Here is a 25,030-nt window from a genome sequence, read left to right as displayed (position 1 = left end):
AGCCTGGTGAGCCATTCACAGTGGCGAAAGATAAGTTTGTGATCAACTACTCGCCATTGGTTACCACCGATCCGGCAAGTACCTTCAGGATACAGGTAGACTCGGTTGCGGAGTGCGCTTACGACAAAATAGAAGAAATGGACGCCTCACTCGTAAACCGCGATGCCACTGTAATACTCGTCAGCTACAACGACCCTGTGCCTGAAAGAACCGCCAATTTCCTTAATGCATTGCTTGACGCCTATAACGAATATACCCTTGACGACAAGAACAGGACCGCCTTCAAAACAATTCATTTCCTGGGAGTGAGGATCGATTCGTTAAAAGAAGAACTCGGATTACTGGAAAAACAGGAAGAAAATTTCAAGATCCAAAGAGGAATCACAGATATTGATGCCAGTTCAAAACTGGCATTGGATCAGGTAAAGGAAGCAGATATCAAGCTCAGCGAAGCTAACCTGCAACTTTCGGTTTTTGACCAGGTGGAAAACTATATTAACAATCCCTCCAGCGATTACCCCTTTGCACCCGTGATCGGCAATATTGATCAGACACTGACCTCTATGATTAACCGATATGAGGAAGCACTCAAAGAAAAAAAACGATTGTCGCTCTCCCTCAAACCTACCAGTGAGATCCTGAAAAACGTGGAGTCGCAGATCACTGATGCCCGAAAAACCATCAGCGACTATATCGCAGGGTACAAACGGAACGCCGGTGTGGTACAAAAAGAATCACAGCGTAAAGTAAACCAAATACAAGGTAAAATAGCCAATATACCCACCTACGCAAAAGAATATATCAACATCAAAAGGCAACAGGGGGTGAAAGAAGACCTCTATCTATACCTATTAAAAAAGAAGGAAGAGGCATCAGTTGCTTATGCCAGCAATGTGGTAGACAATAAAGTGATAGCCCCTGCTTTTGTACCCGACAAACCTGTCTCTCCCAAACAATCCATTGTATTCATTGCCTTTATTGCTGTCGGCCTGGTACTCACCAGCGCTTATATCTATTTTAAATATTTTTTAAACTCCAGCATACTCAGTAAAAAAGAGATAGAACAGGTATTAGATCTCCCTGTGATAGCCGAAGTCTACCAGCAGGAAGAAGGAGCACACGATATGTCGCTCAAGAACAGATCAGTACTTATGGAACAGGTATTCAACCTACGTACAAACTTAAAATTTCTGCTTACAGAAGTTACTGGTACACCCATTATCATGTTCACTTCCAGTATTTCGGGCGAAGGAAAAACATTCTTGTCGGCCCATCTCGGTAATTCCTTAACGGTTAGTAATAAAAAAGTGGTACTACTTGAGCTCGACCTCAGGAAGCCAAAGCTTTCTAAGTTCTTCGGGCTTGATCATAACATTGGCGTCACTAATTATATCCTCGGCAATAAAACCATAGAAGAGATCATTAAAAAAGTACCAGGTACGGATGAGCTTTACCTCGTTTCCTCAGGGGCTATTCCTCCCAATCCTATAGAGCTGATTGAAGGAGAACGCATGGCTGAACTACTAAACCGGCTGAAAGGCATGTTCGACTACGTAATTATTGATATGACGCCTATCGGTATTGTATCCGATGCTAAAAGTATTTCAAATCACGTGGATTGCACCCTGTTCGTAGTAAGGTACAATTTCACGCTTAAATCTAAATTGATATCTGTGTCGGAAAGCATTAGAAAAGGGGTCTTTAGAAAAATGGGTGTCATCTTCAACGGCATAGAACAGAATACCTTTTACCCATATTACGATTATTATTCATACACAGAAGATAAGCAGCATAAGCATACATGGTTATCATTGGTTAAAAAAATAAAACAGCGTTTTGTATAAACTATTTGAAAATAGCGGTTGGCTCCTGATTGATAAGCTCAGTAAACTTTTCCCGGGCCTCATCATTTTGGCACTTATTGGTCGCCATCTGGGGCCCGAAGAATTCGGGATCTGGAACTATGCACTGGCACTCACCACTATTATAGGCAGTGTGGCCATACTTGGCATGGATAAGCTCGCCGTGAAAGAGATAATCAATAATGAGCAAAGACAGGGAATTACGGTGTCAACTATTATTGTAATGAGAATCAGTGCGGCCATAATCTGTATGACCATCAGTATAGGTATTGTGTTGTTTACCAGGAAACACCAGCAACTTTATTTATACTGTACCATTTTTTCTGCGCTGATTATTATCATGCAATCCTTTGATGTATTAGATTATTTCTACCAGGCAAAAAACAATGTAAAAAGAGTAATTATCCCTAAGGTAGCTGTATTCATTGCTTTCTGTATGGTAAAGCTTATCATCATATTTCTTGGGGGTTCTTTGATGGCATTTCTATGGGCATCGGCTGCGGAATTGTTGGTAACCTATATGGTAATCATAGTGATATTCGGCTATCATAATGCCGCGGATCTCACCCTGCGCATAGACTGGCTACTGGCCAAATCACTGTTGGCTCAGAGCTGGCCACTGATGCTCTCAAACTTGGTTGTAGTGCTGTTCATGAAGATAGATCTGATAATATTGGATGTGCTTTCAAACGCCGCCGAACTGGGTAAATACGTGGGCGCCGCCCGGATCTCCGAATTATGGTATGCTATTCCCATGGTAATATCTGTAGCCATACTGCCGGGCCTCATCCAAAAGAAAAAGATCAGCCACAATGCTTATTTGCTAACCCTTGAAAAATGGCTCCGGTTATCGTTTTGGTTAAGCGCAGGTATTGCTTTACTGGTTACATTGACTGCACACCTGATTATTCCGTTCCTATATGGCGAAGCCTATATGACTGCTTCCTGGATGCTTATGATTCATGTATGGGCGGGTATTCCTGTTTTCCTAAACATTGTTTTAGTGCAGTACCTCTTCGTGGAAGGAGAATACAAGATTTACCTGTATGGCAACCTGTGCGGCCTCATAGTTAATATAGGTATTAATCTCTTACTGATACCATCCTATGGCGGTATTGGTGCAGCCATTGCTACGGTAGTTGCTTACGCTTCTGTATATGGCATGTTACTCCTGCTCGACAAAAGCGGCCAGGGATATCTGCTCACAAGCAAGATATTTCACCCCGCATTGGTCATTTCAGATATAAAACAGGTGTATAACAATCTGAAGGTATTTACCGGCAAGTTATTCACTATTAACCAAAAACATTACATCAAATGAGCAGCATTAAAAGCATCATATTAAAATCAGTAACCACTTTATTTCCCCAATTTAATTACAATATGGGTGCTTACTGCCCCGAGGGTAAAGGTTTCATTTTAATACACCGTTTTAAAAATATTAATCAGGAAATAGGTTATTCAGCAACAAGCCAGCACACCTATTCAACATTCAATAATGGGTTTTAAATACTAAATAATGTTACACACGCCGATCTTATTACTGGTATTTAACCGCCCCGAACAGGCATTGCTGGTACTCAGGCAAATCAAGCTACAACAGCCTGAACGCCTGTTTATTGCTGCCGATGGCCCCCGCCACAACCGGGCTGGCGAAGCTGCGCTATGTGAGGCTACCAGAACGGCTCTGTTAAATGACATTGACTGGCCCTGTAAAGTAGAAACACTATTCAGGCCCCATAACCTGGGCTGCGGCAAAGCGGTAAGTGCTGCTATCGACTGGTTTTTCAGGCATGTAGAAGAAGGTATTATATTGGAAGATGACTGTGTGCCAGATCCTTCCTTCTTCTCTTTCTGTACAGTCATGCTGGCAAAATACCGGTTGAATCAGAACATTATGCATATTAACGGGAGTAATTACCAGTCGGGCATGCTGCGGGGAAATGCTTCCTACTATTTTTCCCACTACGCACATGTATGGGGATGGGCAACCTGGCGGCGCGCCTGGCAGTATTACGATTTTACACTTTACCGGTACCAGCACGTTTCCAGGCAGGGCCTTAACAACTTCCTGCAATTAGAACTGCAATCCATATATAAGGCCCAGACAGATACCTGGGATATCCAGTGGTTTATGAGCGTGTGGTTCAATAAAGGATGGGTTATCACACCCAATATCAGCCTTATTAAAAACATCGGTTATGGTAAACAAGCTACCCATACCCGTTCTGTTCCCCGGTGGTTTAACAAAATACAATACGGCAAAATAGAAGATATCAGGCACCCCGATGTGGATAATATTGATGAAGAAGCAGACAGATATACCATCAACACATTGTATAGCCCTGGCGGCTTGTCTACCGGGATCAAAAAAACAGTAAAAAATAATACGCTACTGTACAACCTGTACAAACGCATCTCCAGATAAGCAAATGAATATGGAAACCGGATACAGTATTCTTCAAAGCAGTAATTTATTCGTGGAATGTTTCAGGGAGAGCATGCCCCTGGTTATTGCCATGATACTGCTGTACCAGTACTATAACAAGCGGATCTCTATTATAGATACGCTGCTCTATGCCTTTGCATCCGAAGCCTATACTATGCTCGTCATCGGGCCTACTTTTAATGCTACGTTTTTTATTGGCATTTTCATCTTCCTTGAACAGGCACATCAATTATTTACCGGCAGGCAATATATCCGGAAAGAATATTTCTTTCTACTCATATTACCTCTGCTATCGAACATTGTGGTATTCCTGATCACACAATTTTACAAAGATCCTTTCAGTTATCCTGGTGGTAAGTTATTCCCCTTTTATACAAAGCCTATTTATTTTTACTTGAAAACTTACCTGCCTTTATTTGCTATTGGCGCTAAAATAGTGCAGGAAAGGGAACAACTTTCATTTGAAAAATTCTCCCGCAGCATAAAAAAAATCGCAATTATATCCTGCATTATAGCCATTATCCAAATTGCCGTACAGCTCATTTTCCATAATGTGGAGCTTAGTGAGTTTCTGGGCCTACAAAGCCGTTACCTGCAACAGGAGATCAATGGCCCGCTGGGGCTGCGGGTGCAGGCATTGTTTTCGGAGCCTAAAATATTCAGCGCCTTTCTTTCCTTAGCTATTCCCTTGTTTATTAAAGACCGGAACTACATGGCGGCTACAGTAATGTCTGTTGTGGGCATCCTCACATCATCGCAAACCTTCTGGATCAATATCCTGGCCGCTGGGCTTTTGTTTCTGTGCCTTCCTAAACTGTTGCCAGTAAGATTGAAAATAATCAGTACCCTGGGCATGATCGTTGGTGTTTTCCTCGCTATCTCGGCATCTAAGGAATACTTCCTGAAACAGTATATGGCTAACCGCAACCAGCCCATATACCGGCTGCTGCTGGAAAGATCACTTTACCGGTATGATAACGAAGTATGGCGTAAGAGTAATGTTATTCTAGGAATCCCGCTACAGCGGGATATGGAACTACCAATAGTAGATTTTCTACGGAATGAGCCTTATCTTGTTATATCAGGATATGGGGCTGGAAACAGCACTTTTATTCCTCCAAGCTATTTTTTTGGGCAGGCCAACTATCAAAACAAATTAGCGGGTATTGGCGGTCAAAACCTCAATATGCGCTGGTTCTTTATCCTGGCAGAATTTGGCGCTGTTTCCCTGGTTTTCTTTTTTTTGATACTTACCAGAACTGGGCAAGGAGCTTCTCCATTCCAGCGCAGTTATCTGGCGTATGTTGCTGTTTGCTTCTTTTTTAGTCAGATTGATCTTTTCCTGATCATAGTGGCATTACTCTGCGCATATAATAATGAATCTGTAAACGAAAATGGACATGAACAAAATACGTAGTATTCTCTGGGGCATTCAATTCCGGATGTCTCTATTGTATCACTACCTTTTCAATAAAAAGGTAAGGAAAAGAACGTCATGGAACGAAATGATGTACCACCTTTTTTCACCACGCATGTATGACGTAGCCAATGAAAAAGCCACCCTTGTAAATAAAGACGAAAAATACAGCTATTACCAGATAAAAGGTCATGAAGATATATTCATTTATCCGCTGTCTGCACCGTTTTACAGCTTTGCGATGATCATGACTGAATCAAGACCTGAACACTGGCATTATTACGAGATTCCTCAAACAGATATCTCCCCCGGTGATGTAGTGGTTGACTGCGGCAGTGCTGAAGGCTTTTTTGCTTTCAGGCACCAGTATACGGCTAGCCGCATTTTTGTATTAGAGCCTTTGCCACTGTTCATAGATTCACTACAGGAACTTTTCCAAAACAAAAACAAAGTGGTGATCCTACCTGTCGCGGCAGGCGATAGTTGTCATAAGGCATATATCAATATTACATCCGATAATACCGTGCTTAACGGTACAATCGGAGAACATAACCACAATGGAGAAGCTATTGAAGTGGATGTGGTAACTATAGACAGTCTTTTCGCTGAAAAAGGAATCAAGATAGATTATTTAAAAGCTGATATAGAAGGATTTGAAGAAAACATGATTAGGGGAGCACTTAAAACCATTAAGGATAGCAAACCCAAAATAGCTATCACTACCTATCACCCCGGACAGGATTATGAAAAACTAATAGCCTTGATAAAGAGCGTGGTGCCAGAATATAACCACCTCATAAAGGGAATCCATTATATATCCGGCAACCCGGTAATGTTACATATGTGGATCTAAAACGATATAACTATGCAAGTATATTTAGACAATATTGTATTCTCCATTCAAAAAGCCGGCGGCGTATCGGCTTACTGGTACGAGTTGTTGTCAGGTATGTGCAATCGCGGCATATCAGTAGGCTTTTTAAATGCACAACCCGAATCAGAGAATATCTTTGAAAAGAAGATAGACTACAACCGTTTTGATTGTATACAGGAGAGCTGGATCCCTCATAAATATCTCCGGTATTTACCTCTGCGTTATCCGCTCCCTAAGGCTTCTGTTTTTCACGGAGGGTATCTGCGCGTGTCAACTCAAAAAGATATCCTGAACATCCTTACAGTGCACGACTTTGCACATGAACGGAAGCTGGCCTCAAAATTCCCCCGGGGATTGGCAAACACATTGCAAAAAGCATATGGTATTAAACGAGCCGATGGCATTATATGCATATCAGACAGTACCAGAAAAGAGTTGCTTCACTTTTTCCCTGATATTAACCCTGCCAAAGTTAGGGTGATTCATCATGGTATAGGAAACTTTTATCCAATCAGTAAACAACAAGAGGTCAGCTGTTCGCTGGACATTGACCTCCAGAAAAAATTCATCCTGTATGTAGGCGCACGCAGAAACTATAAGAATTTTTTTATGGCCGTAAAAACGATGGAATTGCTTCCTCCTGCTTACCACCTGGTTGTGGTAGGAGGCGAGCTCTGGACCAAAGAAGAAATGAATACGATGGAAGAAACAATACCCGGACGCTATCATGTTTTCCCAACAATAAGCGAAGCCGATCTGAATATATTATATAATTATGCTTTTTGTCTCCTTTATACTTCAGCGTATGAAGGCTTCGGACTCCCACCGGGAGAAGCCATGAAAGCCGGTTGTCCGGTTGTAACCACCGGTACGACATCTATGCCAGAAGTAGTGGGCAAAGCCGGTCTGGTGACCGAAAGACCTGACCCTTTGTTATTTGCAGAAAAGATCAACTTGCTGGAAAATGAAACATTTAAACAAAAGTTAATTGATCATGGCCTTCAACAGGCAAAAAAGTTTACATGGGACAAAAGTGTGCGCGAAACAATTAGTTTTTATCAAGATTGCTGGAATCTCAAATTCACAATATGAGTATTATTTTTAAAATAGCAGATGCAGTAAAAGTATTTCGGGCCTCGGGCAGAGGCTTAAAGCCCTTGCTGGAAAAGGGTGCTTCCGTAGCTTCCAGCCGGATATTGTACAACTGCAAACATTACATTCCGGCATTGGGTACTATTATAGATGCAGGTGCCAATCGTGGTCAGTTTGCAGTGGCTGCCACTTATTTTTATCCGGGTGTGCATATTCATTCATTTGAACCCCTTCCTGAAGTATTTCCCATTTTACAACGTAATACAAGCAAATTAAATAGCATTAGCACTTACAATATTGCTTTGGGAAACGTTAATGGAATGCTCGAATTTTACAGTAACGCTTACTCCCATGCCAGCTCTGCTTTGCCCATATCTGAGTTACAAAAAAGCATGCTCCCGAAGACAAGTACCTCCCAACGGATAGAAATACCGGTAAAACGACTGGACGACCTGTGCGATAACTTGCTTCTTATGCCGCCAATATTATTAAAAATGGATGTACAAGGATTTGAAAAGGAAGTACTGAAAGGCGCGGTTAAAACTTTGCAAAAAATTGATTATCTGCTATTTGAAACCTCTTTTGTTCAGATGTATGATGGCGAACCATTGTTTGATGAAATGCATCATTTTGTAAAAGAACTGGGATTTGAATTGATTGGCCCTGTAGGTTTCCTGCAATCAGAAAAATTGCAAATTCTGCAAATGGACCTTCTATATAGGAGAAGAAAAGAATGAAAATTGTAGTTAATGATCACTCCGGCCACGCTTTTACTTTACAGCTAAGCAAACAATTTGTACAAAGTGGGCATGAAGTATTGTACGCTTATTCGGTTTCCTTCCAGTCACCCAAGGGGAACTTTCAAGACCTTTCTGTTTCGGATACCAGTTTAACCGTGCTGCCTATTACCGTCAAAGGTAAATTCGAAAAATATTCCATTTTAAAAAGAAGGAAACAGGAAATTGAGTACGCAACGCAGCTCATCGCCAAACTGGAAACATTCCAACCCGATATAGTTTTAAGTAGTACAACACCGTTGTTTGTACAGCAACATTTACAAAAATACTGCATCAGAAAAGGAATCAAATTTGTATTCTGGTGCCAGGATATTTATACAATCGCCATCAGGCAGATCGCGCGCCAAAGGCTCGGGCTTATCGGCTTTCCACTTTGGTGTTACTTCAAAAAACTGGAATCAGACCTGCTTAGAAAAAGCTCACATATTATTAGTATAACGCCGGGTTTTAATGACCTGTTTAAAAAATGGAAAGTGCCCCTGGGACAAGTAACCTGCATCCCAAACTGGGCGCCACTCCCGGAAATAACCCCTGTAAGCAAAAATAATGATTGGGCTAAACGGTATCAAGTAGCTGATAAAACCTGTATTGTTTATTCTGGCACACTTGGGTTAAAGCACAACCCATCCATTCTCTCTGCTGCTGCCCAATATTTTCGCGAACATCAGGAAGTGATTTTTATTGTTATCTCCGAAGGTTTAGGGGCAGACTTTCTGCAAAAAGAAAAAGAGAAACACCAACTCGTCAATCTCATGCTACTTCCCTTTCAGGAATTTGGAGATATGAGTCAGGTACTTGGCACAGCAGATATACTGCTGGCCATACTTGAGAATGATGCAAGCGCCTATTCAGTACCTTCAAAGGTACTTGCTTACCTGTGTGCTGAAAAACCCATAGTGCTTGCAATGCCACCTGATAACCTTAGCGCTTCTATCGTGAAGGATAACAATGCGGGTTATTGCATTGCACCTGATAATCCGAAAGACTTTTTCCGGCAAATTGAGAACCTGATAACCGACCCAGTCAAGCGAACAGAAATGGGTCATAATGGCCGCGTTTATGCTGAAAAAAATTTCGACATAGTTCATATAGAAAAAAAATTCATGCAAGTATTTAATACGATCATGAACTGATACCAAAGCTATTTTATTCATAATCCTCTTTAACCAATCACAAGATGAAACCACGTAACCATATTAATTTCTTAATAAGACTCTTGATTGATTATTTGGTATTGATATTGGCTTTTCTCCGTACACGTCAATATATTGCTGGTTTAGGAGATGTATTCCTTTCACTCTTTAACCTGTCCCTGCTTGGCATAAGCATTGCCGCGTGGACTGTTATCGGGATGTCTGTTCAGTTGTACGAAGAATTTAGAACAAGATCATTTTCTTACGAGTTCATAGCCATTCTGAAAACCACACTACTTCACACCTGTTTCCTGACCTTTCTGTTTTTCTATTGCTTTAAGTACTATCCATATGCCAGAACATTTACGTTATTATATGCTTCCTTAACATTTACATGTATAACGGTAGCCAAGTTTTTTGTAAAACAATCACTGCTTCGGTTAAGATCAAACGGTTATAATATAAAAAACATACTAATAGTAGGTACAGGCGATACTGGCATGAAATTCTATAACACTATTTTATCCAATGACCACTTTGGATATCGATGTGTAGGATTTGTGGACGAACAAACCAATCCATATCTCAACGGACAATACCTGGGAAAAATATCAGATCTGTCCAGGGTTCTCGAAAATCATGAAATAGATGATGTTATTGTAGCATTGTCAGAAACGCAGCACAGAGAAATGGAAAAAATCATTATCTCGAGTGAAAAAGAAGCCAAACGAGTAAGGATCATAGCAGATTACCACCGCTTTTGTACCTCTACGGCCAGTATGAATTTATTTGGCTCATTTCCACTTTTAACAATCCGTACCTCTCCGCTGGATGATCCGGCTAAACAACGTTTTAAACGCATCTTCGAACTTTGTGTTACCAGCGTACTTTTCATTACTGTATTCTGGTGGTTATTTCCCATAATTGCCCTGCTGGTCAAACTATCTTCACCAGGACCTATCTTTTTCATACAGGAACGACAAGGTTTAAATAACAAAAAAATAAACTGCTACAAATTCCGCTCTATGACAAGTAATAGCAATACCGTAGATGCAGAAGGGCGCTATGTTCAGGCTACGCTGAACGATTCCCGGGTTACCCCGATAGGACGGTTTCTCCGTAAAACTAATCTCGACGAGCTGCCCCAATTTTTCAATGTTTTAAGAGGAGATATGGCGTTAGTAGGCCCACGCCCCCATCCTATTCCTTTACACCAGGAATCAAAAAACACGATACAAAATTATATGCTGAGGCATGTAGTAAAACCCGGAATCACAGGTTGGGCGCAGGTGAATGGCTACAGGGGTGAAACCAAAGTATCCGGCCAAATGCAGAAACGTGTTGACTTTGATTTGTGGTACATTGAAAACTATAGTTTCTGGCTTGATTGCCAGATCATTTTTCAGACACTGATGAATATGATCAAGGGTGATAAAAACGCTTATTAGCTATTGGATTGCTTCATTGCAACAATATTCTGAAAAGCAAATATTTCATAGTTTGTACTATTATAAGGCCCCAGTGCTTTTAGGCCATCAGGTAACATCCGATAAAAATTGTAACCGGGTAGTATATCAACAATATCCTTTAAAAACGTTCTGGAGATGATATTCATTTCATTGAACTCCATCTGTATTACTTCCGCTATGCCGGCTGCGATGGTTTTACTCGCTCCTTTCAACACGCTCAGTTCATGACCTTCCGTATCGATCTTTAACAAAGCGATTTTTGAAATGTTATGATCTGCTACAAAATCATCGATAGTGGTAAGCGCAATAGCTACTTCTTCGGCTTTTCCTTCATGAAGATGTTCTATTACCCCTTTGTACATACTGGCATGCTCTGATCCACCATCACCCTGATAATCATAAATGGCAGCCATACTACTCTCTTCCCCTGCTCCCTCTGGCACTGCTGTAAAATGGTATGCCACTGCTGCTTCGTGCAGTTTTTGGAATGCAGCCGGGTGCGGTTCAAAAGCAAAAATTGGCAGGGCAATCGCATTCTTTCTTAGCATCACTGAATAGTTCCCTATATTTGCGCCAACGTCCATGATCACTCCTGAATCAAGCTTTCTGCTGGCTTTCAAAAATTTAATAAATGCTTTTTCTCCGGATACAGTGTCGTTCTCATAATTTCTAACACCTAATCCAACCATACTTAACTTATAAAAACAAAGATTCAAGGGATAAAAAATACGCCGGGCAAATAAAAGCACATACACTCTTTTAACAGACTTTTCAAGGGTATTCATATTTAAAGGTTTAGTTATTATCAGACTATAACTGCTCTACCATATTTTACTAATATACTGATATTTTAATAGTAAGAAGCTAATTATTTGTCCTTTTCAATACAGTATAATAATTTAACCTTATAAATAGCTCTTTCAAAGTATAATCATAAAACTTGCTTAATGGTGCAGCAATATCACATGTTCTACACGCGATTTTTCATCACCTGAGCCGGACAATTGCATAATCTTTCCATTTTTCCAGATAACCGCATTGTCGGCATTATCATTACCGCCCGCATAAATGTCATTACCGTCTATAACAATGCTTGATGCAACAGAAAACATACCATTGTCGTGAAAAATGATTTGTCCGTTTTTCCATATCGTTGCACCATTGTTACTGCCAGCCACATACACATCATTTCCCGAAACGGCTATAGCCTTCACCACCGCTTGTCCGTTGGCTTCAAGTTGTATCTTAATACCATTTTTCCAGTAAACGCCATTAAAAGTATTGTTGGTTATTGCCCCACCACACATATATACATCATTACCACTAATAGCTATCGCTGTTGCTTCAGAAGAAGAAATTGTATCTTGTACTTTCACCAAAACCCCGTCCTTTATATAACCCGCTACCTGCGTATTTGCAGTTGTCTTGACATCAACCAACAAATATGAATTATTGCTATTAAAAATAATATCTACATAATTTTGAACAGTTGGGATTGTGGGTAACACAACGGGAATATCGTTCTTCCATACTACCGGATATCTGTCATTATTTATGTCATCAGCTATAGTTCCGTAGCCCAGCATATAAATGTCATCCCCTTTAAATGAAATACTGATTATAGTACTTGCTATAAACCCCTTTGAAACATCTTTTAGTATGCCATTTTTCCAATAGGCAGCATGTGCCATACCGTTAGTACCCTTGAATGAGCCTACTGTATAAATGTCTGTACCCTTCAGTGCCATGTTGCGCGTTAAATCATCTACGGTGTTTGGTGCCTGCAAAGTCATCAATTGCCCATTTTTCCAGTAAACAGGTTTTATAGCATCTGGTGGGTTACCAATACTTCCTAAGGCATAAATGTCAAATGTTGGTTGAGACGGTGTTTCATCTTTCTTTTTACAGGCTGATAAAAAGACAGCAGATAGCATAAAACATAGCGCAATATTTTTGATCATTTGCATAAATAATAGATATAGAGGTACACATTGTGAAAAGACACAAAAACGCGTTACTCTAAAACTATTTTACACTACCTGCGCTAATTTCTTGATAAAACACAAATTCATGGCAAATTAATCGCTTCCAGATAACGAAATGTATTGGCCCGAACGGAAATAACCGCAGGGGACTGTTTAGATATAGACAGACCGATTACAGCAGTTTTACGTTTCCCTACCACACTGTTGGAGCTATGGGTATGGAATACATAGTATAATGCCCCGTCTCCTTGTAAAAACAAATCACCGTGCCCGCTTCCATTTTGCCCAGTATTATTTCTGCTGAGTATTGGGTTACCCGCATATTTAGTCCAGGGCCCTGCGGGGCTTGATGAAATCGCATAACCAACCGCATAATCAGGGTTTCTGAAATCATTAGCCGAATAAAATAAATAATATAGATTCCCTATTATGGTTACTGTAGGCCCTTCTGATACAGACCATTGGGAGTTCGCTGTATTTTCCCATCCTTGTTCAGCATGGATGCACTCGTTCAGAGTTGCCTCGTCAATATCACTCAAGTTGTCATTCAGCCTTACCACATATATACGATTACCCCGGTCAAGGCGTACATGATAAAGGTATAATTTGCCATCAGCGTCTTTGAAAATAAAGGGATCAATCTGTTTACCCTGCTCAGAGATCGGATGATGAACGCTTTGAGTAAAAGGTCCAAGGGGGCTGTCGCTACTGGCTATCGCGATGTGCTCATCGGCGGTATAAGCCATGTAGTACTTTTGGCCATACTTAAATACTTGCGGAGCCCAAAAACCTTTACTTCCATAGCTATCCCCTTTTAACAAAGCATGCCTTTGTTGCCGTTTCCAGGTTTTCAAATCTTTTGAGGTATAAACTTCAAAACCATCAGGACTACCTGTGCCATACAGATAATAGGTATGATTCTCAAAGAATATTGTTGGATCGGCCAGTTGTAAAGTATCTCTTTGGGTTTGTGCAAAAAGAGTGCTCATCGTCCCCAGGAAAGCTAAAATGATCAACAGTTTTTTCATTGCGATGTTTTGCAGGTAAGTTTTGACCGGTAGGATTTATTTTTGGTTCATAAACCCTATAGATCGGCTCTCCTGCTGTTTTACCGCCAAGCCTTGAACAAAGAGTTGTCCCTCCTCTATTTTAAACTGCAAACTGTGTTCATCAGGTTTAAAACCATCAACTTTTAAAATATCCTTTATTTTTTCAATGAGCTCCTTACGATCAAATACCGGGCTAACCTTTATTTGATCATTAACAGGTTCAAGCACTATACCTTCTGCTTTATAAGAGAATAATTTAGATTCCATATGATAAATATAATGATTAAACCTTTTTTAAAAACTTAGATATGTTCAATATCCAATTGAGTCGATAATGCTATATCATTTATGGTTCAAGCTGTATCCCCTCGGCACTCAGGTTTTTATGTAATAATAACAATATCTCGCTTTTAGCTTCCTCTGATTTGGATACATCTGTGCTCCAGAAGAAAGCCTTCATATCAAAGCCATCGTCCTTAACCCTGGTGAACAAGAGCTGTGGTTCACGGCCCTGATAAACATATTTTGAAATAACAATTGTATTTTTAATCATCGAAGACACAACTTCCATATCGTTATTACCGCTTACAGACAAATTCATTTCAACGCGACGCTGACTATTGGTAAGCGTCCAATTCACAATTTTTTGAGAAAGGACATCCCCGTTAGGTATAATTACCTCCGCCCCTTCCTGAGTAAGTAAGGTACTTGACCGTAAGCCTATTTCTCTTACCCGCCCTGTTTGATCCCCTATCTGCACAACATCACCAATTTGCAGAGGCCTGTCAAATATCAGCACAATGCCTGATACAAAGTTATTTACGATATTCTGTAAGCCCAAACCAATACCAACACCCAAAGCACCTATAACAATTGTTATTTTATCAACCGGTACACCTGATGCTGCTACGGCCAATAAGTAACCTAAACAAAGCAGAACCAGTTTAGTCACTAAGAGTCTGGATCGCTGCCCCTTATCGCTGATCTCTTCTTCAACATCACTATCTCCAAAGAAATAGCCTACATAACGCTGTAATAAATGCGCTACCCAAATAATGAAGAAGAAAAGCACAACACCCCCCAAGGTAAAAGAAGCATTGCCAATATTACGAGGCGTTTTCAGAAAATCGCTAAGAATATTCAGCAATGAATTATAAACGTTAAGATTGGTGGTGAAAACAATAAGCCACAAAACAATCACCAGGAAAAGAATTAAGCGACGGAAACTTTTCAGTACATGCTGATACTCAAAATTACTTACGAACCCTCTTTTAACCCTAATAGCTACCATTTGCAGTACAATTGTTTCAATACATATCTGGCTGAATACTGCCAGGCCAATGGCTTGCATAAATGAAAATATCGCTGCATTACCCAATATCTGCCCTAATGAAAAACGACCAAATATGTTAAACAACACTGCCAGTACATTCATCACGTTATGCAGGATAATTACGAAATGCAAAAAACCTTTTAAATGTAGATTGTGCCGCATTTTTGACAGGAAAAGCAGGCCAAAAACAAAAGACAGGATATTAAGCAATATCAGGAATAACCGCTGCCCGAATCCTGGAGCAGTAAGGTGGTGCATAAAGGAAAAACACAAATAAAGTACCACCATAACTATCCAATATACAAACAGTTCCCTCGGCCACTTTTTCCAGCAGATGATAGTAAGAATGATCATTAGCACAAATTGTACCGATTCGATGTAAGTAGATGGTGCGTACAAGTCAAACAAAGGCGCCATAGAAAACATGACCACAAATGCCGAAATGATATAACCCGATGGCAGATAAGTAAAACCAAGCCCGTTGATCTTGTCAATTGCTTTCCTCTGTTTTAAAATACGGATGTTTCGGTAAGTCCATATTAAAAACAGCACACCTATCAGCAACAGAAAAAGGCGCTTATTACCACTATCTTTAAAATAATAACGCAGGGCTTTCTGCTCGCCCTGATAAACTTTTCGGAACGATGAGCGGTTGTTAGCCTCATTCTGTATAGTCGTATCTTTCTCCCAAAGATAATTGTATTCCTTACCAAAAATGCGGATGGCCGATGTAGTGAGTAACGCGTTCACCTTATCTAAAAGTTGTACTGTGGTAATGGTACTGGATGAGGTATGTGTTTGCAGACGGTTGATGATGGCAGCGCTCTTTCTTAATTTTCCGGTACTGGCACGCCAGGTTTCGCGCATGTCTTTAAGCTGAACAGTGAATTGCTTACGCAATACAGAATCGCGCAGCAGTTGTCTCAATACAGTGTCTTTCATCAGCTTTCGCATGCTGCCTTTCAGCCCTGTTAATGTTTTATCTGTACTATCCAGAAGCTTACGGTGATCTTGCAGGTCGCCTTGTATATTTTGCAGAAGGGTTCTGAAAACCTGCAAATTGCGAAGGTTTAACGCACCACTATTATGAAGAATATTATCTTTTAATACAATCAATACAGAATCAGCATCCTGCAACTTGGTTCTTACATTATGAATATCAAGTCCCAGTTCGCTTTTGTTATCAATATTATTCAGTACCATGTAGGTATTTTCAATCTCTAATTGATAATCGCTGCTGGTGAGCTTAGCCGAATCAGCAAACAGGGATGCCATAGTACCTTTTCTCTTCTGCTTTAAGGAATCTTGTTGATGTTTAGAGGTTTCAGCAACTACTGTTTTAGTTTTTGGATCGGAAGCCTTTTGGGCAAATGTGGCCAGGCTTGATAATAAAAATAAATAAATTAAACCCTGGTGTAGCCAGCTGTTTTTCATAAAGGTTAGTTTTTGCGCTACAAATATGGTGATATTACCAAAAACCTGTACAGGTAAATATAACAGGTAACAGCTATTTTGCTATCGTTTGCTTTTTTGTTGTTGGCAAAATAAGTATATAATCTCCGGTCACAAACAAATTACCCTCACGAATTTTGATGCCGCAATGATAAGCTTTAAATTTAAAACCAAACCTAAGAGTCATTTCCATTACATTAAAATAAATGAAGCTAAGTAAAAAAGTACATCACAACTTTGTGTTCGGTATCTTGTGCTACATGCTATGTGGCATAAATCCCGCCGTTGCCCAAATACCAACAAGAGATCCGCATACACCTGGCTATGTAAAAGCCACTGAATTACCAGATGGTGCCAATCCTTCGCCGGATTCCAATGGAAATTTTATTATTGGCCCAACACACCATGATGCTCCGGAATCCGTGGTTCAGGCCGACATACCGCAAGGGAAAATATATCACTTCACTATGAACTCCAAAGACAGCAAAATTTATCCTGGTATTGCCAGAGAACCAAATACATTTGGTTCTCCAGATCCTGCAAACCCTGCTAAATTAATTGTCACAACAAGTCATCCGGCTCCTTACAACCGTCAGGTTGCGGTATATGTTCCAGAACAGTATGTTCCGGGTACTGCCGCACCTTTCATAATTGGTGCCGATGGGCCTGACAATTTGCTCTTCGTGGTTTTGGACAACCTGATTGCTAAAGGAAAAGTGCCTCCGATGATAGCCATCTCTATCGGTAACGGCAGTGGTGATGCGCAGGGCAGCCAGCGCGGCCTGGAATATGATACTATGAGCGGTCTATACGCAGAATTTGTTGAAAAAGAAGTTCTGCCGCTGGTAGAAAGTAAGTACCAGGTGAAACTGACTAAAAATCCAGACGGTCGCGCTACTATGGGTGGCAGCTCTGGCGGGTCATGTGCCCTGGTTATGGCTTGGTATCATCCCGAATTATATCACCGTGTACTCACCTATTCCGGCACTTATATTAACCAGCAATGGCCCTACAACCCTGAATCACCTCAGGGTGCCTGGGGATTTCATGGACACCTGATCCCGGAGAGTCCACTAAAGCCGTTGCGAATATGGATGGAGGTGGGTGACCAGGATTTATTTAATCCCAATATTATGCGTGATGGTATGCATGATTGGGTACTTGCAAATGAAAACATGGCAAAAGCGCTCTCCGTTAAAGGCTATCCATACCAATTTGTTTTTGCGCGCAACGCGCGTCACGTGGATGGTAACGTCAGAAAACAAACATTACCAGAAGCATTGGAGTGGCTTTGGAAAGATTATCACCTTGAGCATTAAATAATCGGATAGTGCCATATAAATTTATAACACCTCACAAATTAAAGCCGCTAAACTTCTAACCTCCACAAAATCGTTATTGATATATTGTGTATTTACATGTGAATCGGTGCAGATTAGTTTTTTAATAAGACCCGAATCTTTTAGTTTGTTGATGCCATCGTTTACAAATAAACCGTGTGTGGTGATCACATAGATATCACGCGCACCTGCATTTTTGTACGTTTTGGCCGCATTAATAATGCTACCGCCCGAACGGATCATGTCATCATAAATAATAACGGTTTTACCCTCTACATCAGCGTTAATTGCGCTTACCTCAGTATGGTCGCCCTTTAAACGGCGTTTTAAGATGAATGCTGCATTTACGCCTAAATCATTTGCCAATGATTCTACCCATTTGGCTCTGCCGGCATCGGTACTGGCCATTACAAAATTATCGCCGCCGTATTCAAATGCTGCTCTCATTACAATATCCTTGCAGTACACATGAACCGGGTACAAATCATGTTCAAAATAATACTGTATGCCTTCGGAATGCAGATCGAACAGTAACACTTTATTCCCGCGGTTTGATTTTGGAATAGCCGATAACAAGCGGGCCCGGGTTTTTGCGGTAACAATTTCGCCACTCAGTACGGCACGTTCCATAGTTGAATAGCCAAAATATGGAATAACCAACGTTAATGAATTAACACCATAACTTACTAATGATGATGCCAGATCATATAACTCCAGTGTAGCTCCGTCACTTACCGTACCACCTATTAATATTACGTCTCTGTTTTCTATAGGTGATATAATACGCTGGTAACGTTCGCCATCAGTAAAATGGCTTACTTCCAACTCACCTTTTTCAAAATCTCCGCAAGCCAGCACTTTTTCGGCCAGGTATTCATAGTCTTTTATAGCGAATAATACTTTTTTCATTATGTTTATTACTAACGAGTTTCGATATCTACGAAACAATTATGCAAACTATCCTCCAATTCAGGCTTTGAAATTAGCATTTGCTCTCACCTCTTCAAAGCTTATTGTTTTAACCAATTTACCATTCTCAAATACCGTGTGCAATTCATCAGTTAATTCCGGATGTTCATGCTGATTTACAGTTTTAAAAACTTCATTTATTTTAACCAGCTTTAAACGGCCAGCCTTACTCTTTTTAAAGCTTGAAGTAATATTACCTTCAGCGTCCATTTCAGTAGGGCTTTTTGCTACATCTACTTCCTGACCGTTAATAACGGCGCTGCTACACTTTAAAGCGAACTGTTGTGTGTCACGATCAATTTTTTGCAGTAAGGCTCCCCCCATCCCAAAAGCCAGGTTTTCGGCGCTGATACTATTTGTTTTTAAAGCATTATATATCTTAATGATCTCATCATAGTTTACACCGTCTCCCTGTATAACCCTTATTTGTGGTGGCAATACTTTGTAACCCTTACTGTTGATAGTAAAACTGAATGATTCAAACAAAATTTCAAATATTTTAAGCAGCGTCATGATTGGATCGCCGCTATCCGGCCTTATAACCAGTGTACCATCCCGATTCAGAATTTCATCGCGTAACTCTTCGCCCCAGTATTCTTTACAGGCTTTAAAAATGTTAAAACTATCAGATACGCAAGCAATAGTACCTCTTGGAAAACTGCGCAGTACATGTTTAAAAATTTCCAATTCACCTTCCCGGCCCAGTAAGGTGCATATACTGTGTTCTGTTGCTGGGATACTCAAACCGTAAACTTTAACAGCATTGTAATATTGAATAGCCATACCACTACCTGCCAGATTATCACTGCCTCTAAAGCTAATTAAATGAGCCGCACCGCCAATTTGGGCACTTTCCACACTGCTTACTCCCCGAAATCCGAAGTCATTCAGAACAAAATCAATCCCCGCCTCAGCTCCTGGAGTTGCAGTTTCGTCATAAAATCTGCTAATCACCTTCCTAATCTGGTTACTTAGAGTGGCTACCGTACTTGGATACCAAACTTGCATCAGGAGCGTTTCTAAAAAGTTGGTGAGCCAGTAACACTCAGGGTCGGTGTTTTCGATGGTCATTAACACGTTTCCGATAGGCACAGCGGTGCCTTCGGCAACAGCTTTTATTTTTACAGGTAAATATCCGTTGTATTTATCCAGTATATATTGAAACTTAGATTTATCAAATACATCATCCCGGCCAAATACTTGCTGTAGAAACCCTTCTGCCTCATCCAGGTCTTGTTGGGTAAACGTAGGCCCCTCAAGATACTCCTTCAAAAAATATTGCAGCCCAAAGAAAATGGTTTCATCGAATACACCTCCCCGGCTTTCCAAATAACTATAAATTTGAGTGGTACCGGGATAGTAAAATTTATGGTGAGCGTATTTGTAGGCATCAGCCAATAAAATCAAATTTTCGCGTTTCATTTATCAATTTTTAAGCTATTCATATTCATTACTTTGAACAATTAGAGATGCTCAAAACAATGTTTTCGTCGGCTGTATAAAACCGGCTTTAAATATCAAAAAAATACAACATAAAACTGCCTATGCTTTTAATTAGCTGCGATCTTAATCAAGTTATGATCTTATTTCCGATTCGACATTTATATTTTCCTCAATAACTACTTCTTTACTTTTCCGTTTATAACGGATATACAGATCCAGATAAAGTGAGATAATTATGGTGATAAAACCTAACCCGACGATATTATCCTGTAGTGGGCTAAGCTCTAATCGTGGATTAAAATAACTGGCTACCTTATAAATTGGTAAAACAAAGCACATGATGGTAATAAGTACATTTAGTTTAAACCGATGTGTTTGGATCTTCTTCTGGTCAAAAGTTTTTAAAAGCTTATTTAATAAAAAGGAATCGCAGGTACCTGTCATGATCAATCCAATAGCAAAAACCAACCCACCCAATACCGCATACATGACCTGGCTTGAAGCAGAAACCGCATATCCGAAAGCCGCTATTTGAGAAGAGGTATCAAAAATAAACCCGAAGATGATACCCGTTAATATAACTGTAAACGGATTAAGATGCGTATTGAAGTATTTAGGCAACAACCTTTTGCGGAAGCTTGGCGTAACCTGTTTTTTCTGTGTTAGGGAAATAACGTTTGAAATCCCAATCATCAGTAACATACTTAAAGGTAGCCATTCAACAATAATATCAAGCCAGCCGGGCATTTTGAAACTATTTTTTAAAATACTTAAGGACAGGGCTATAACAATAACCATTGCGCCATGCCCAAGCGCAAACAATGAGCCTACCCACCGCGACCAAACACTTTTCTTTTCATGTAGCCTGTAAGTGTACCCATCAATTATGGTGATGTGGTCAGGATCAAGTCCATGCCTTAGTCCGAGTACCAATAAGATGATAAAACCAGATAAATTTTGTTGTAACAAAGCCATTTGCAATAATTATTTAATCTATTTAATTAATAATAAAGCCAAATGAAACAGAAGTGTACATCAAGATGAAGCAGTTGCTTATACAACCACTGCGTCCTTAAGCCTTTCTCCCGAAAGCAATTTGGATATGTTTTTTGGCAGGTCTTCTGACTTGTTCTGCTTTAACGCCTTCCCATCCGTGTAATACAGACAGTGGCCAAGAGTTATTAAAGCATTTTCATGAACTTACAGCAGCGGGAACTGTTCCGGATTTACACAGGATTCCCTTTTAATTTCATCTGCACCGATGTGCAGCAAAAACCAAATAACGAAGCAAAGCTAAATAAATTAATTCACGGAGAGATTAAAAATGGCATTACAAATCACGAGATTAAAAATTTAATTCTGCCTTAACAGTTACATTAAATTCCGGATGAAATATTTAAGTTAATAACCTCACCATATTGAACATTAATATCAAAAAGTGATTGAAGTGGTGTAGAATTAACAGCAGATAATATAAGCCGGATTACTCCTGCGTGCGTTATAATTGCAATTCGCTGATGAGGGTATTGTAATAACTCCTTCCAAAAACCCATAACTCTTTCATTCATCTGATTTAGGGACTCTCCTCCAGGCGGTGAAGTATTAACAAAATCGCTCATCCACTTTTCACTTTCCAAGCGGTCAATCGTATCCCAGGTTTTACCTTCCCATGAGCCAAAATCAAGTTCCATCAAACGCCCATCCTCCAGATATGAATCTGTTATTTCGCGTGCAAGTAAACTGCATCGGGATGATGGACTGGAAATAAAAATATCAATGTGATCTGGTAGTTTGTCAATAACCAGTCTTTTGTCTGTGTCAAAGCTTTCTGCCAGTCCAACATCGGTTCGCCCATAAATAAATCCTTTAAAAACATCCGGTGCAGTATGCCTGATCAAAAAAACTTCCATACGGCTATGATTGATAGGTAGGATATAATTTCGGCCACCTGTTGTACGGCACCAAGACAATCACCGGTATAACCACCTATTTTAAGTTTAAAGTATTCTCCCATAATCACTTTTTGTATATAAAGCGGAATGACTATTAACATCAACAAGGGTTTATGACCTATGATAACTAATGCTGTTAAAGGAATAATGGCAAATAATAAAGCAATCCAAAAGTTGTAAATATCAGTAGCTTCGGTAACAGGTTTCGCCTTGCTGCCTTCTTCTTTACCGGCATATGAATATGAATAAATTAAGCTGATAGCTGTTAGCCGACTAACAGTATGAGGTACAATAAAAATTAGTAATAAAGACCAAATATCACCTGTAAAAACATTTGATAACTGTTGAAGGGATAAGAACTTAAGGGCTATCATTACAATAATACCTATAGTACCATAAGTACCAAGGCGGCTATCTTTCATAATCTCCAAAATGCGATCTTTTGTCCAGCCACCGCCAAAACCATCACACACATCTGCAAAGCCATCTTCGTGAAGCGCACCTGTGAGTAAAATGGCTGCTGTTATAGATAAAACAAGAGCTATTGCAGCCCCCCATATATAATTTGTAAGGTAAAACACACCAAAAGAAAAAGCGCCGACAAGCCAACCAATTAATGTAATATAACGGCTGGATGCATGTAAGAAACCAGGATTATAGGATAACAAAGCAGGAACGGGTATGCGGGTATAATAAGAAACAGCGGTAAAAAATATTTGCAGTTCCTTTTTCATTATATCTTGTTACTTACTTCAGCACTTTCAAAACTGGCCATATCATTCAAAAAATTAACGGCGCTCTTAATCAGTGGAAAAGCTACAGCACAACCACTCCCCTCACCTAACCGCATTTGCAAATGTAACAAGGCTTCGGTATTGAGCCATTGCAATAAAAGCTTATGTCCTTTTTCGCCAGATTCGTGGCAAAACACTGCGTTTTGCTTCACTGAAGGATTAATTAAAAAAGCACAAAGAAAAGCCACAGTAACAATAAAACCATCAACAAGAATGAGCATGTTTTTATTCTTAGCTTCCAGTATAGCCCCGGTAATCTGCATGATCTCAAACCCACCAAAATGAGCCATATAGCTTAGCTGATCGACTTGTCCGTTATAATTAGATACTGCCTGCTGTAAAACTTCGATTTTATGTTTTAACTTTTCGTTTTCAACACCAGTGCCTTTACCAATGCAATCAATTAATGGGATATTGCACAGCACACTCATCAATACAGAAGCACTTGATGTGTTACCAATACCCATTTCGCCAAAGCCGATGGTGTTGCAACCTGTTTGATGAATCAGGCTTACCACCTCCGCCCCTTTTTCAAAACATAGTTGCAGCTCATCCCTACGCATCGCAGAATCATTAATAAATGATGCCGTGCCCTTCGCTATTTTATGGTTGATGATGTTTTGATTAGATGGAAAATCATAATTAACACCGGCATCAATTATTTTTAATTCGATGTTATGCTGCTTACAAAACACATTGATTGCTGCACCGCCATCTAAAAAATTATTGACCATTTGGCGCGTAACCTCTGTAGGGTAATTACTAACCCCATGCTGCGCAATGCCATGATCAGCGGCAAAAACCACGATATGAGGCTTAACAATTTCTGGTGTAAGAGTTTCAAATATCTCGCCTACTTTTCTGGCCAAACTTTCCAATAACCCTAACGAGCCTACAGGCTTTGTTTTTTCATCAATACGTTTTTGCAGTATAGTAGAGAGATTGTACGTTGTGAACTTTGAGTCAACAACATCATTCTTAATAGGTGTATGTGAATTTATAGACGATATTTGACTAACATGAGGTTTGGCCGACTTGTTTTTCCAGCCTAACTGTTGCAACATGGGTTGTTGATCATAGTCGGTGGCTGGTTTGCCAACGCAAAAATATCCCAATGGTTCAATCTCTTCAGGCAGGTTCAATAGTTTTTTAAACCTATGATAATTTAAGATAGATACCCAGCCCATCGAATAACCTTGCTCGGTTAACGAAAGCCAGATGTTTTGTACGGCGCACACCGCGCTGAATTTGATGGTATCATTACTGGCAATAGTGCCTATGGTAAAGTTATTAAGAACAGACCGGTCATAGCAAACCAGTAAACCAACAGGTGCATCCACAATACCTTCAAGCTTTAATGTGGCATATAAACTTTTTTGCGGTTGTGATTCAATCAGTTCGAAGGCTTTGTTATTGTATTCCTCAAAAATATCTTTTATAGCTCTTTTTACACTTTCATCGCGGATGATATAATATCGTGTAGCATCTGTTAAACCAACGGAAGGAGCCATATGCCCGGCGGCAAGGGCTTTTTCAATAACCTCATCCGAAACAGCATCGGGTTTAAAGTGCCTCGTATCCCTCCTTGATCTTAATAACTCTTCTAAATTCAACATCACA

At 40.0% G+C, this 25,030-nt stretch carries 22 protein-coding genes and 1 riboswitch; of the genes, 11 read left to right on the top strand and 11 right to left on the bottom strand.

The features are described 5' to 3' along the window. The 10 genes from AAGC65_RS00580 to AAGC65_RS00535 all read left to right on the top strand — a co-directional run. A partial coding sequence (locus AAGC65_RS00580) for a polysaccharide biosynthesis tyrosine autokinase (protein WP_343110451.1) occupies window positions 1-1,844 on the top strand: 1,844 nt, incomplete at its 5' end. Beyond that, window positions 1,837-3,183, top strand: a complete 1,347-nt coding sequence (locus tag AAGC65_RS00575; protein ID WP_343110450.1) for a flippase — start codon at window positions 1,837-1,839, stop codon at window positions 3,181-3,183. The genes AAGC65_RS00580 and AAGC65_RS00575, both read left to right, overlap by 8 nt. After that, a complete protein-coding gene (locus AAGC65_RS00570) occupies window positions 3,180-3,371 on the top strand; it encodes a hypothetical protein (protein WP_343110449.1) in 192 nt (63 codons plus the stop codon). Before AAGC65_RS00575 ends, AAGC65_RS00570 begins: the two co-directional genes overlap by 4 nt. A gap of 10 nt (window positions 3,372-3,381) precedes the next feature. Beyond that, on the top strand, window positions 3,382-4,290 hold the full coding sequence (locus AAGC65_RS00565; RefSeq protein ID WP_343110448.1) for a nucleotide-diphospho-sugar transferase: 909 nt from the start codon (window positions 3,382-3,384) through the stop codon (window positions 4,288-4,290). 10 nt (window positions 4,291-4,300) lie between these two features. Then, window positions 4,301-5,728: a hypothetical protein gene (locus AAGC65_RS00560; protein ID WP_343110447.1), complete on the top strand. Its 1,428-nt coding sequence runs from the start codon at window positions 4,301-4,303 to the stop codon at window positions 5,726-5,728. Next, window positions 5,712-6,581, top strand: a complete 870-nt coding sequence (locus AAGC65_RS00555; protein ID WP_343110446.1) for an FkbM family methyltransferase — start codon at window positions 5,712-5,714, stop codon at window positions 6,579-6,581. Before AAGC65_RS00560 ends, AAGC65_RS00555 begins: the two co-directional genes overlap by 17 nt. A gap of 12 nt (window positions 6,582-6,593) precedes the next feature. After that, window positions 6,594-7,694: a glycosyltransferase family 1 protein gene (locus AAGC65_RS00550; RefSeq protein ID WP_343110445.1), complete on the top strand. Its 1,101-nt coding sequence runs from the start codon at window positions 6,594-6,596 to the stop codon at window positions 7,692-7,694. Continuing rightward, window positions 7,691-8,431 (top strand): FkbM family methyltransferase, encoded by a 741-nt coding sequence (locus tag AAGC65_RS00545; RefSeq protein WP_343110444.1) that lies wholly within the window; start codon window positions 7,691-7,693, stop codon window positions 8,429-8,431. Before AAGC65_RS00550 ends, AAGC65_RS00545 begins: the two co-directional genes overlap by 4 nt. After that, entirely contained in the window at window positions 8,428-9,624 is a 1,197-nt protein-coding gene (locus AAGC65_RS00540) for a glycosyltransferase family 4 protein (RefSeq protein ID WP_343110443.1), read from the top strand. Before AAGC65_RS00545 ends, AAGC65_RS00540 begins: the two co-directional genes overlap by 4 nt. 44 nt (window positions 9,625-9,668) lie before the next feature. Then, on the top strand, window positions 9,669-11,072 hold the full coding sequence (locus AAGC65_RS00535) for an undecaprenyl-phosphate glucose phosphotransferase (RefSeq protein WP_343110442.1): 1,404 nt from the start codon (window positions 9,669-9,671) through the stop codon (window positions 11,070-11,072). On the opposite strand, the gene AAGC65_RS00530 is transcribed toward AAGC65_RS00535, so the two are convergent. The 5 genes from AAGC65_RS00530 to AAGC65_RS00510 all read right to left on the bottom strand — a co-directional run bounded on the left by AAGC65_RS00530 (window position 11,069) and on the right by AAGC65_RS00510 (window position 16,894). Continuing rightward, window positions 11,069-11,878: an FkbM family methyltransferase gene (locus tag AAGC65_RS00530; protein WP_343110441.1), complete on the bottom strand. Its 810-nt coding sequence runs from the start codon at window positions 11,876-11,878 to the stop codon at window positions 11,069-11,071. The two genes, AAGC65_RS00535 and AAGC65_RS00530, sit on opposite strands and share 4 nt — an antisense overlap. Before the next feature lie 159 nt (window positions 11,879-12,037). Further along, window positions 12,038-13,054, bottom strand: coding sequence for a hypothetical protein (locus tag AAGC65_RS00525; protein WP_343110440.1), 1,017 nt, complete (start codon window positions 13,052-13,054; stop codon window positions 12,038-12,040). Between the two features lie 107 nt (window positions 13,055-13,161). Beyond that, window positions 13,162-14,106, bottom strand: coding sequence for a glycoside hydrolase family 43 protein (locus tag AAGC65_RS00520; RefSeq protein WP_343110439.1), 945 nt, complete (start codon window positions 14,104-14,106; stop codon window positions 13,162-13,164). Between the two features lie 36 nt (window positions 14,107-14,142). Further along, window positions 14,143-14,394, bottom strand: coding sequence for a hypothetical protein (locus AAGC65_RS00515; protein WP_343110438.1), 252 nt, complete (start codon window positions 14,392-14,394; stop codon window positions 14,143-14,145). 79 nt (window positions 14,395-14,473) lie between these two features. Beyond that, complete coding sequence (locus AAGC65_RS00510) at window positions 14,474-16,894, bottom strand: mechanosensitive ion channel domain-containing protein (protein ID WP_343110437.1); 2,421 nt, start codon at window positions 16,892-16,894, stop codon at window positions 14,474-14,476. 278 nt (window positions 16,895-17,172) lie between these two features. Here AAGC65_RS00510 and AAGC65_RS00505 point away from each other — a divergent pair, with 278 nt between their 5' ends. After that, complete coding sequence (locus AAGC65_RS00505) at window positions 17,173-18,231, top strand: alpha/beta hydrolase-fold protein (protein ID WP_343110436.1); 1,059 nt, start codon at window positions 17,173-17,175, stop codon at window positions 18,229-18,231. A 24-nt stretch (window positions 18,232-18,255) separates the two neighbouring features. On the opposite strand, the gene AAGC65_RS00500 is transcribed toward AAGC65_RS00505, so the two are convergent. From AAGC65_RS00500 to cobT, 6 genes are all read right to left on the bottom strand, one after another. Beyond that, the gene (locus AAGC65_RS00500; RefSeq protein WP_343110435.1) at window positions 18,256-19,161 is read right to left on the bottom strand and encodes a ribose-phosphate diphosphokinase; all 906 of its coding nucleotides are present in this window, start codon (window positions 19,159-19,161) and stop codon (window positions 18,256-18,258) included. 60 nt (window positions 19,162-19,221) lie between these two features. Continuing rightward, window positions 19,222-20,643, bottom strand: a complete 1,422-nt coding sequence (locus tag AAGC65_RS00495) for a nicotinate phosphoribosyltransferase (RefSeq protein ID WP_343110434.1) — start codon at window positions 20,641-20,643, stop codon at window positions 19,222-19,224. 153 nt (window positions 20,644-20,796) lie between these two features. Beyond that, on the bottom strand, window positions 20,797-21,639 hold the full coding sequence (locus AAGC65_RS00490; protein WP_343110433.1) for a hypothetical protein: 843 nt from the start codon (window positions 21,637-21,639) through the stop codon (window positions 20,797-20,799). Window positions 21,640-21,757: 118 nt separating this feature from the next. Continuing rightward, window positions 21,758-21,959: riboswitch (cobalamin riboswitch) on the bottom strand. Between the two features lie 81 nt (window positions 21,960-22,040). Beyond that, window positions 22,041-22,574, bottom strand: a complete 534-nt coding sequence (cobC, locus tag AAGC65_RS00485) for an alpha-ribazole phosphatase family protein (protein ID WP_343110432.1) — start codon at window positions 22,572-22,574, stop codon at window positions 22,041-22,043. Then, on the bottom strand, window positions 22,559-23,350 hold the full coding sequence (locus AAGC65_RS00480) for an adenosylcobinamide-GDP ribazoletransferase (RefSeq protein WP_343110431.1): 792 nt from the start codon (window positions 23,348-23,350) through the stop codon (window positions 22,559-22,561). The genes cobC and AAGC65_RS00480 overlap by 16 nt, the downstream gene beginning before the upstream one ends. After that, a complete protein-coding gene (cobT, locus tag AAGC65_RS00475; protein ID WP_343110430.1) occupies window positions 23,350-25,026 on the bottom strand; it encodes a nicotinate-nucleotide--dimethylbenzimidazole phosphoribosyltransferase in 1,677 nt (558 codons plus the stop codon). The genes AAGC65_RS00480 and cobT overlap by 1 nt, the downstream gene beginning before the upstream one ends. Between the last annotated feature and the right edge of the window lie 4 nt (window positions 25,027-25,030).

The organism is Mucilaginibacter sp. (genome assembly GCF_039207105.1).
GTDB lineage: Bacteria > Bacteroidota > Bacteroidia > Sphingobacteriales > Sphingobacteriaceae > Mucilaginibacter.
Note: the sequence above shows the minus strand (reverse complement) of the source record. Positions and strands in the feature narration are given on the sequence as shown.

Excerpts from the sequence above, each read along its gene's own strand:
- AAGC65_RS00570 (WP_343110449.1), top strand. The coding sequence starts at position 3,180 with ATGAGCAGCATTAAAAGCATCATATTAAAATCAGTAACCACTTTATTT.
- AAGC65_RS00565 (WP_343110448.1), top strand. The coding sequence starts at position 3,382 with ATGTTACACACGCCGATCTTATTACTGGTATTTAACCGCCCCGAACAG.
- AAGC65_RS00560 (WP_343110447.1), top strand. The coding sequence starts at position 4,301 with ATGGAAACCGGATACAGTATTCTTCAAAGCAGTAATTTATTCGTGGAA.
- AAGC65_RS00555 (WP_343110446.1), top strand. The coding sequence starts at position 5,712 with ATGAACAAAATACGTAGTATTCTCTGGGGCATTCAATTCCGGATGTCT.
- AAGC65_RS00550 (WP_343110445.1), top strand. The coding sequence starts at position 6,594 with ATGCAAGTATATTTAGACAATATTGTATTCTCCATTCAAAAAGCCGGC.
- AAGC65_RS00545 (WP_343110444.1), top strand. The coding sequence starts at position 7,691 with ATGAGTATTATTTTTAAAATAGCAGATGCAGTAAAAGTATTTCGGGCC.
- AAGC65_RS00540 (WP_343110443.1), top strand. The coding sequence starts at position 8,428 with ATGAAAATTGTAGTTAATGATCACTCCGGCCACGCTTTTACTTTACAG.
- AAGC65_RS00535 (WP_343110442.1), top strand. The coding sequence starts at position 9,669 with ATGAAACCACGTAACCATATTAATTTCTTAATAAGACTCTTGATTGAT.
- AAGC65_RS00530 (WP_343110441.1), bottom strand. The coding sequence starts at position 11,878 with ATGAATACCCTTGAAAAGTCTGTTAAAAGAGTGTATGTGCTTTTATTT.
- AAGC65_RS00525 (WP_343110440.1), bottom strand. The coding sequence starts at position 13,054 with ATGATCAAAAATATTGCGCTATGTTTTATGCTATCTGCTGTCTTTTTA.
- AAGC65_RS00520 (WP_343110439.1), bottom strand. The coding sequence starts at position 14,106 with ATGAAAAAACTGTTGATCATTTTAGCTTTCCTGGGGACGATGAGCACT.
- AAGC65_RS00515 (WP_343110438.1), bottom strand. The coding sequence starts at position 14,394 with ATGGAATCTAAATTATTCTCTTATAAAGCAGAAGGTATAGTGCTTGAA.
- AAGC65_RS00510 (WP_343110437.1), bottom strand. The coding sequence starts at position 16,894 with ATGAAAAACAGCTGGCTACACCAGGGTTTAATTTATTTATTTTTATTA.
- AAGC65_RS00505 (WP_343110436.1), top strand. The coding sequence starts at position 17,173 with ATGCTATGTGGCATAAATCCCGCCGTTGCCCAAATACCAACAAGAGAT.
- AAGC65_RS00500 (WP_343110435.1), bottom strand. The coding sequence starts at position 19,161 with ATGAAAAAAGTATTATTCGCTATAAAAGACTATGAATACCTGGCCGAA.
- AAGC65_RS00495 (WP_343110434.1), bottom strand. The coding sequence starts at position 20,643 with ATGAAACGCGAAAATTTGATTTTATTGGCTGATGCCTACAAATACGCT.
- AAGC65_RS00490 (WP_343110433.1), bottom strand. The coding sequence starts at position 21,639 with ATGGCTTTGTTACAACAAAATTTATCTGGTTTTATCATCTTATTGGTA.
- cobC (WP_343110432.1), bottom strand. The coding sequence starts at position 22,574 with ATGGAAGTTTTTTTGATCAGGCATACTGCACCGGATGTTTTTAAAGGA.
- AAGC65_RS00480 (WP_343110431.1), bottom strand. The coding sequence starts at position 23,350 with ATGAAAAAGGAACTGCAAATATTTTTTACCGCTGTTTCTTATTATACC.
- cobT (WP_343110430.1), bottom strand. The coding sequence starts at position 25,026 with ATGTTGAATTTAGAAGAGTTATTAAGATCAAGGAGGGATACGAGGCAC.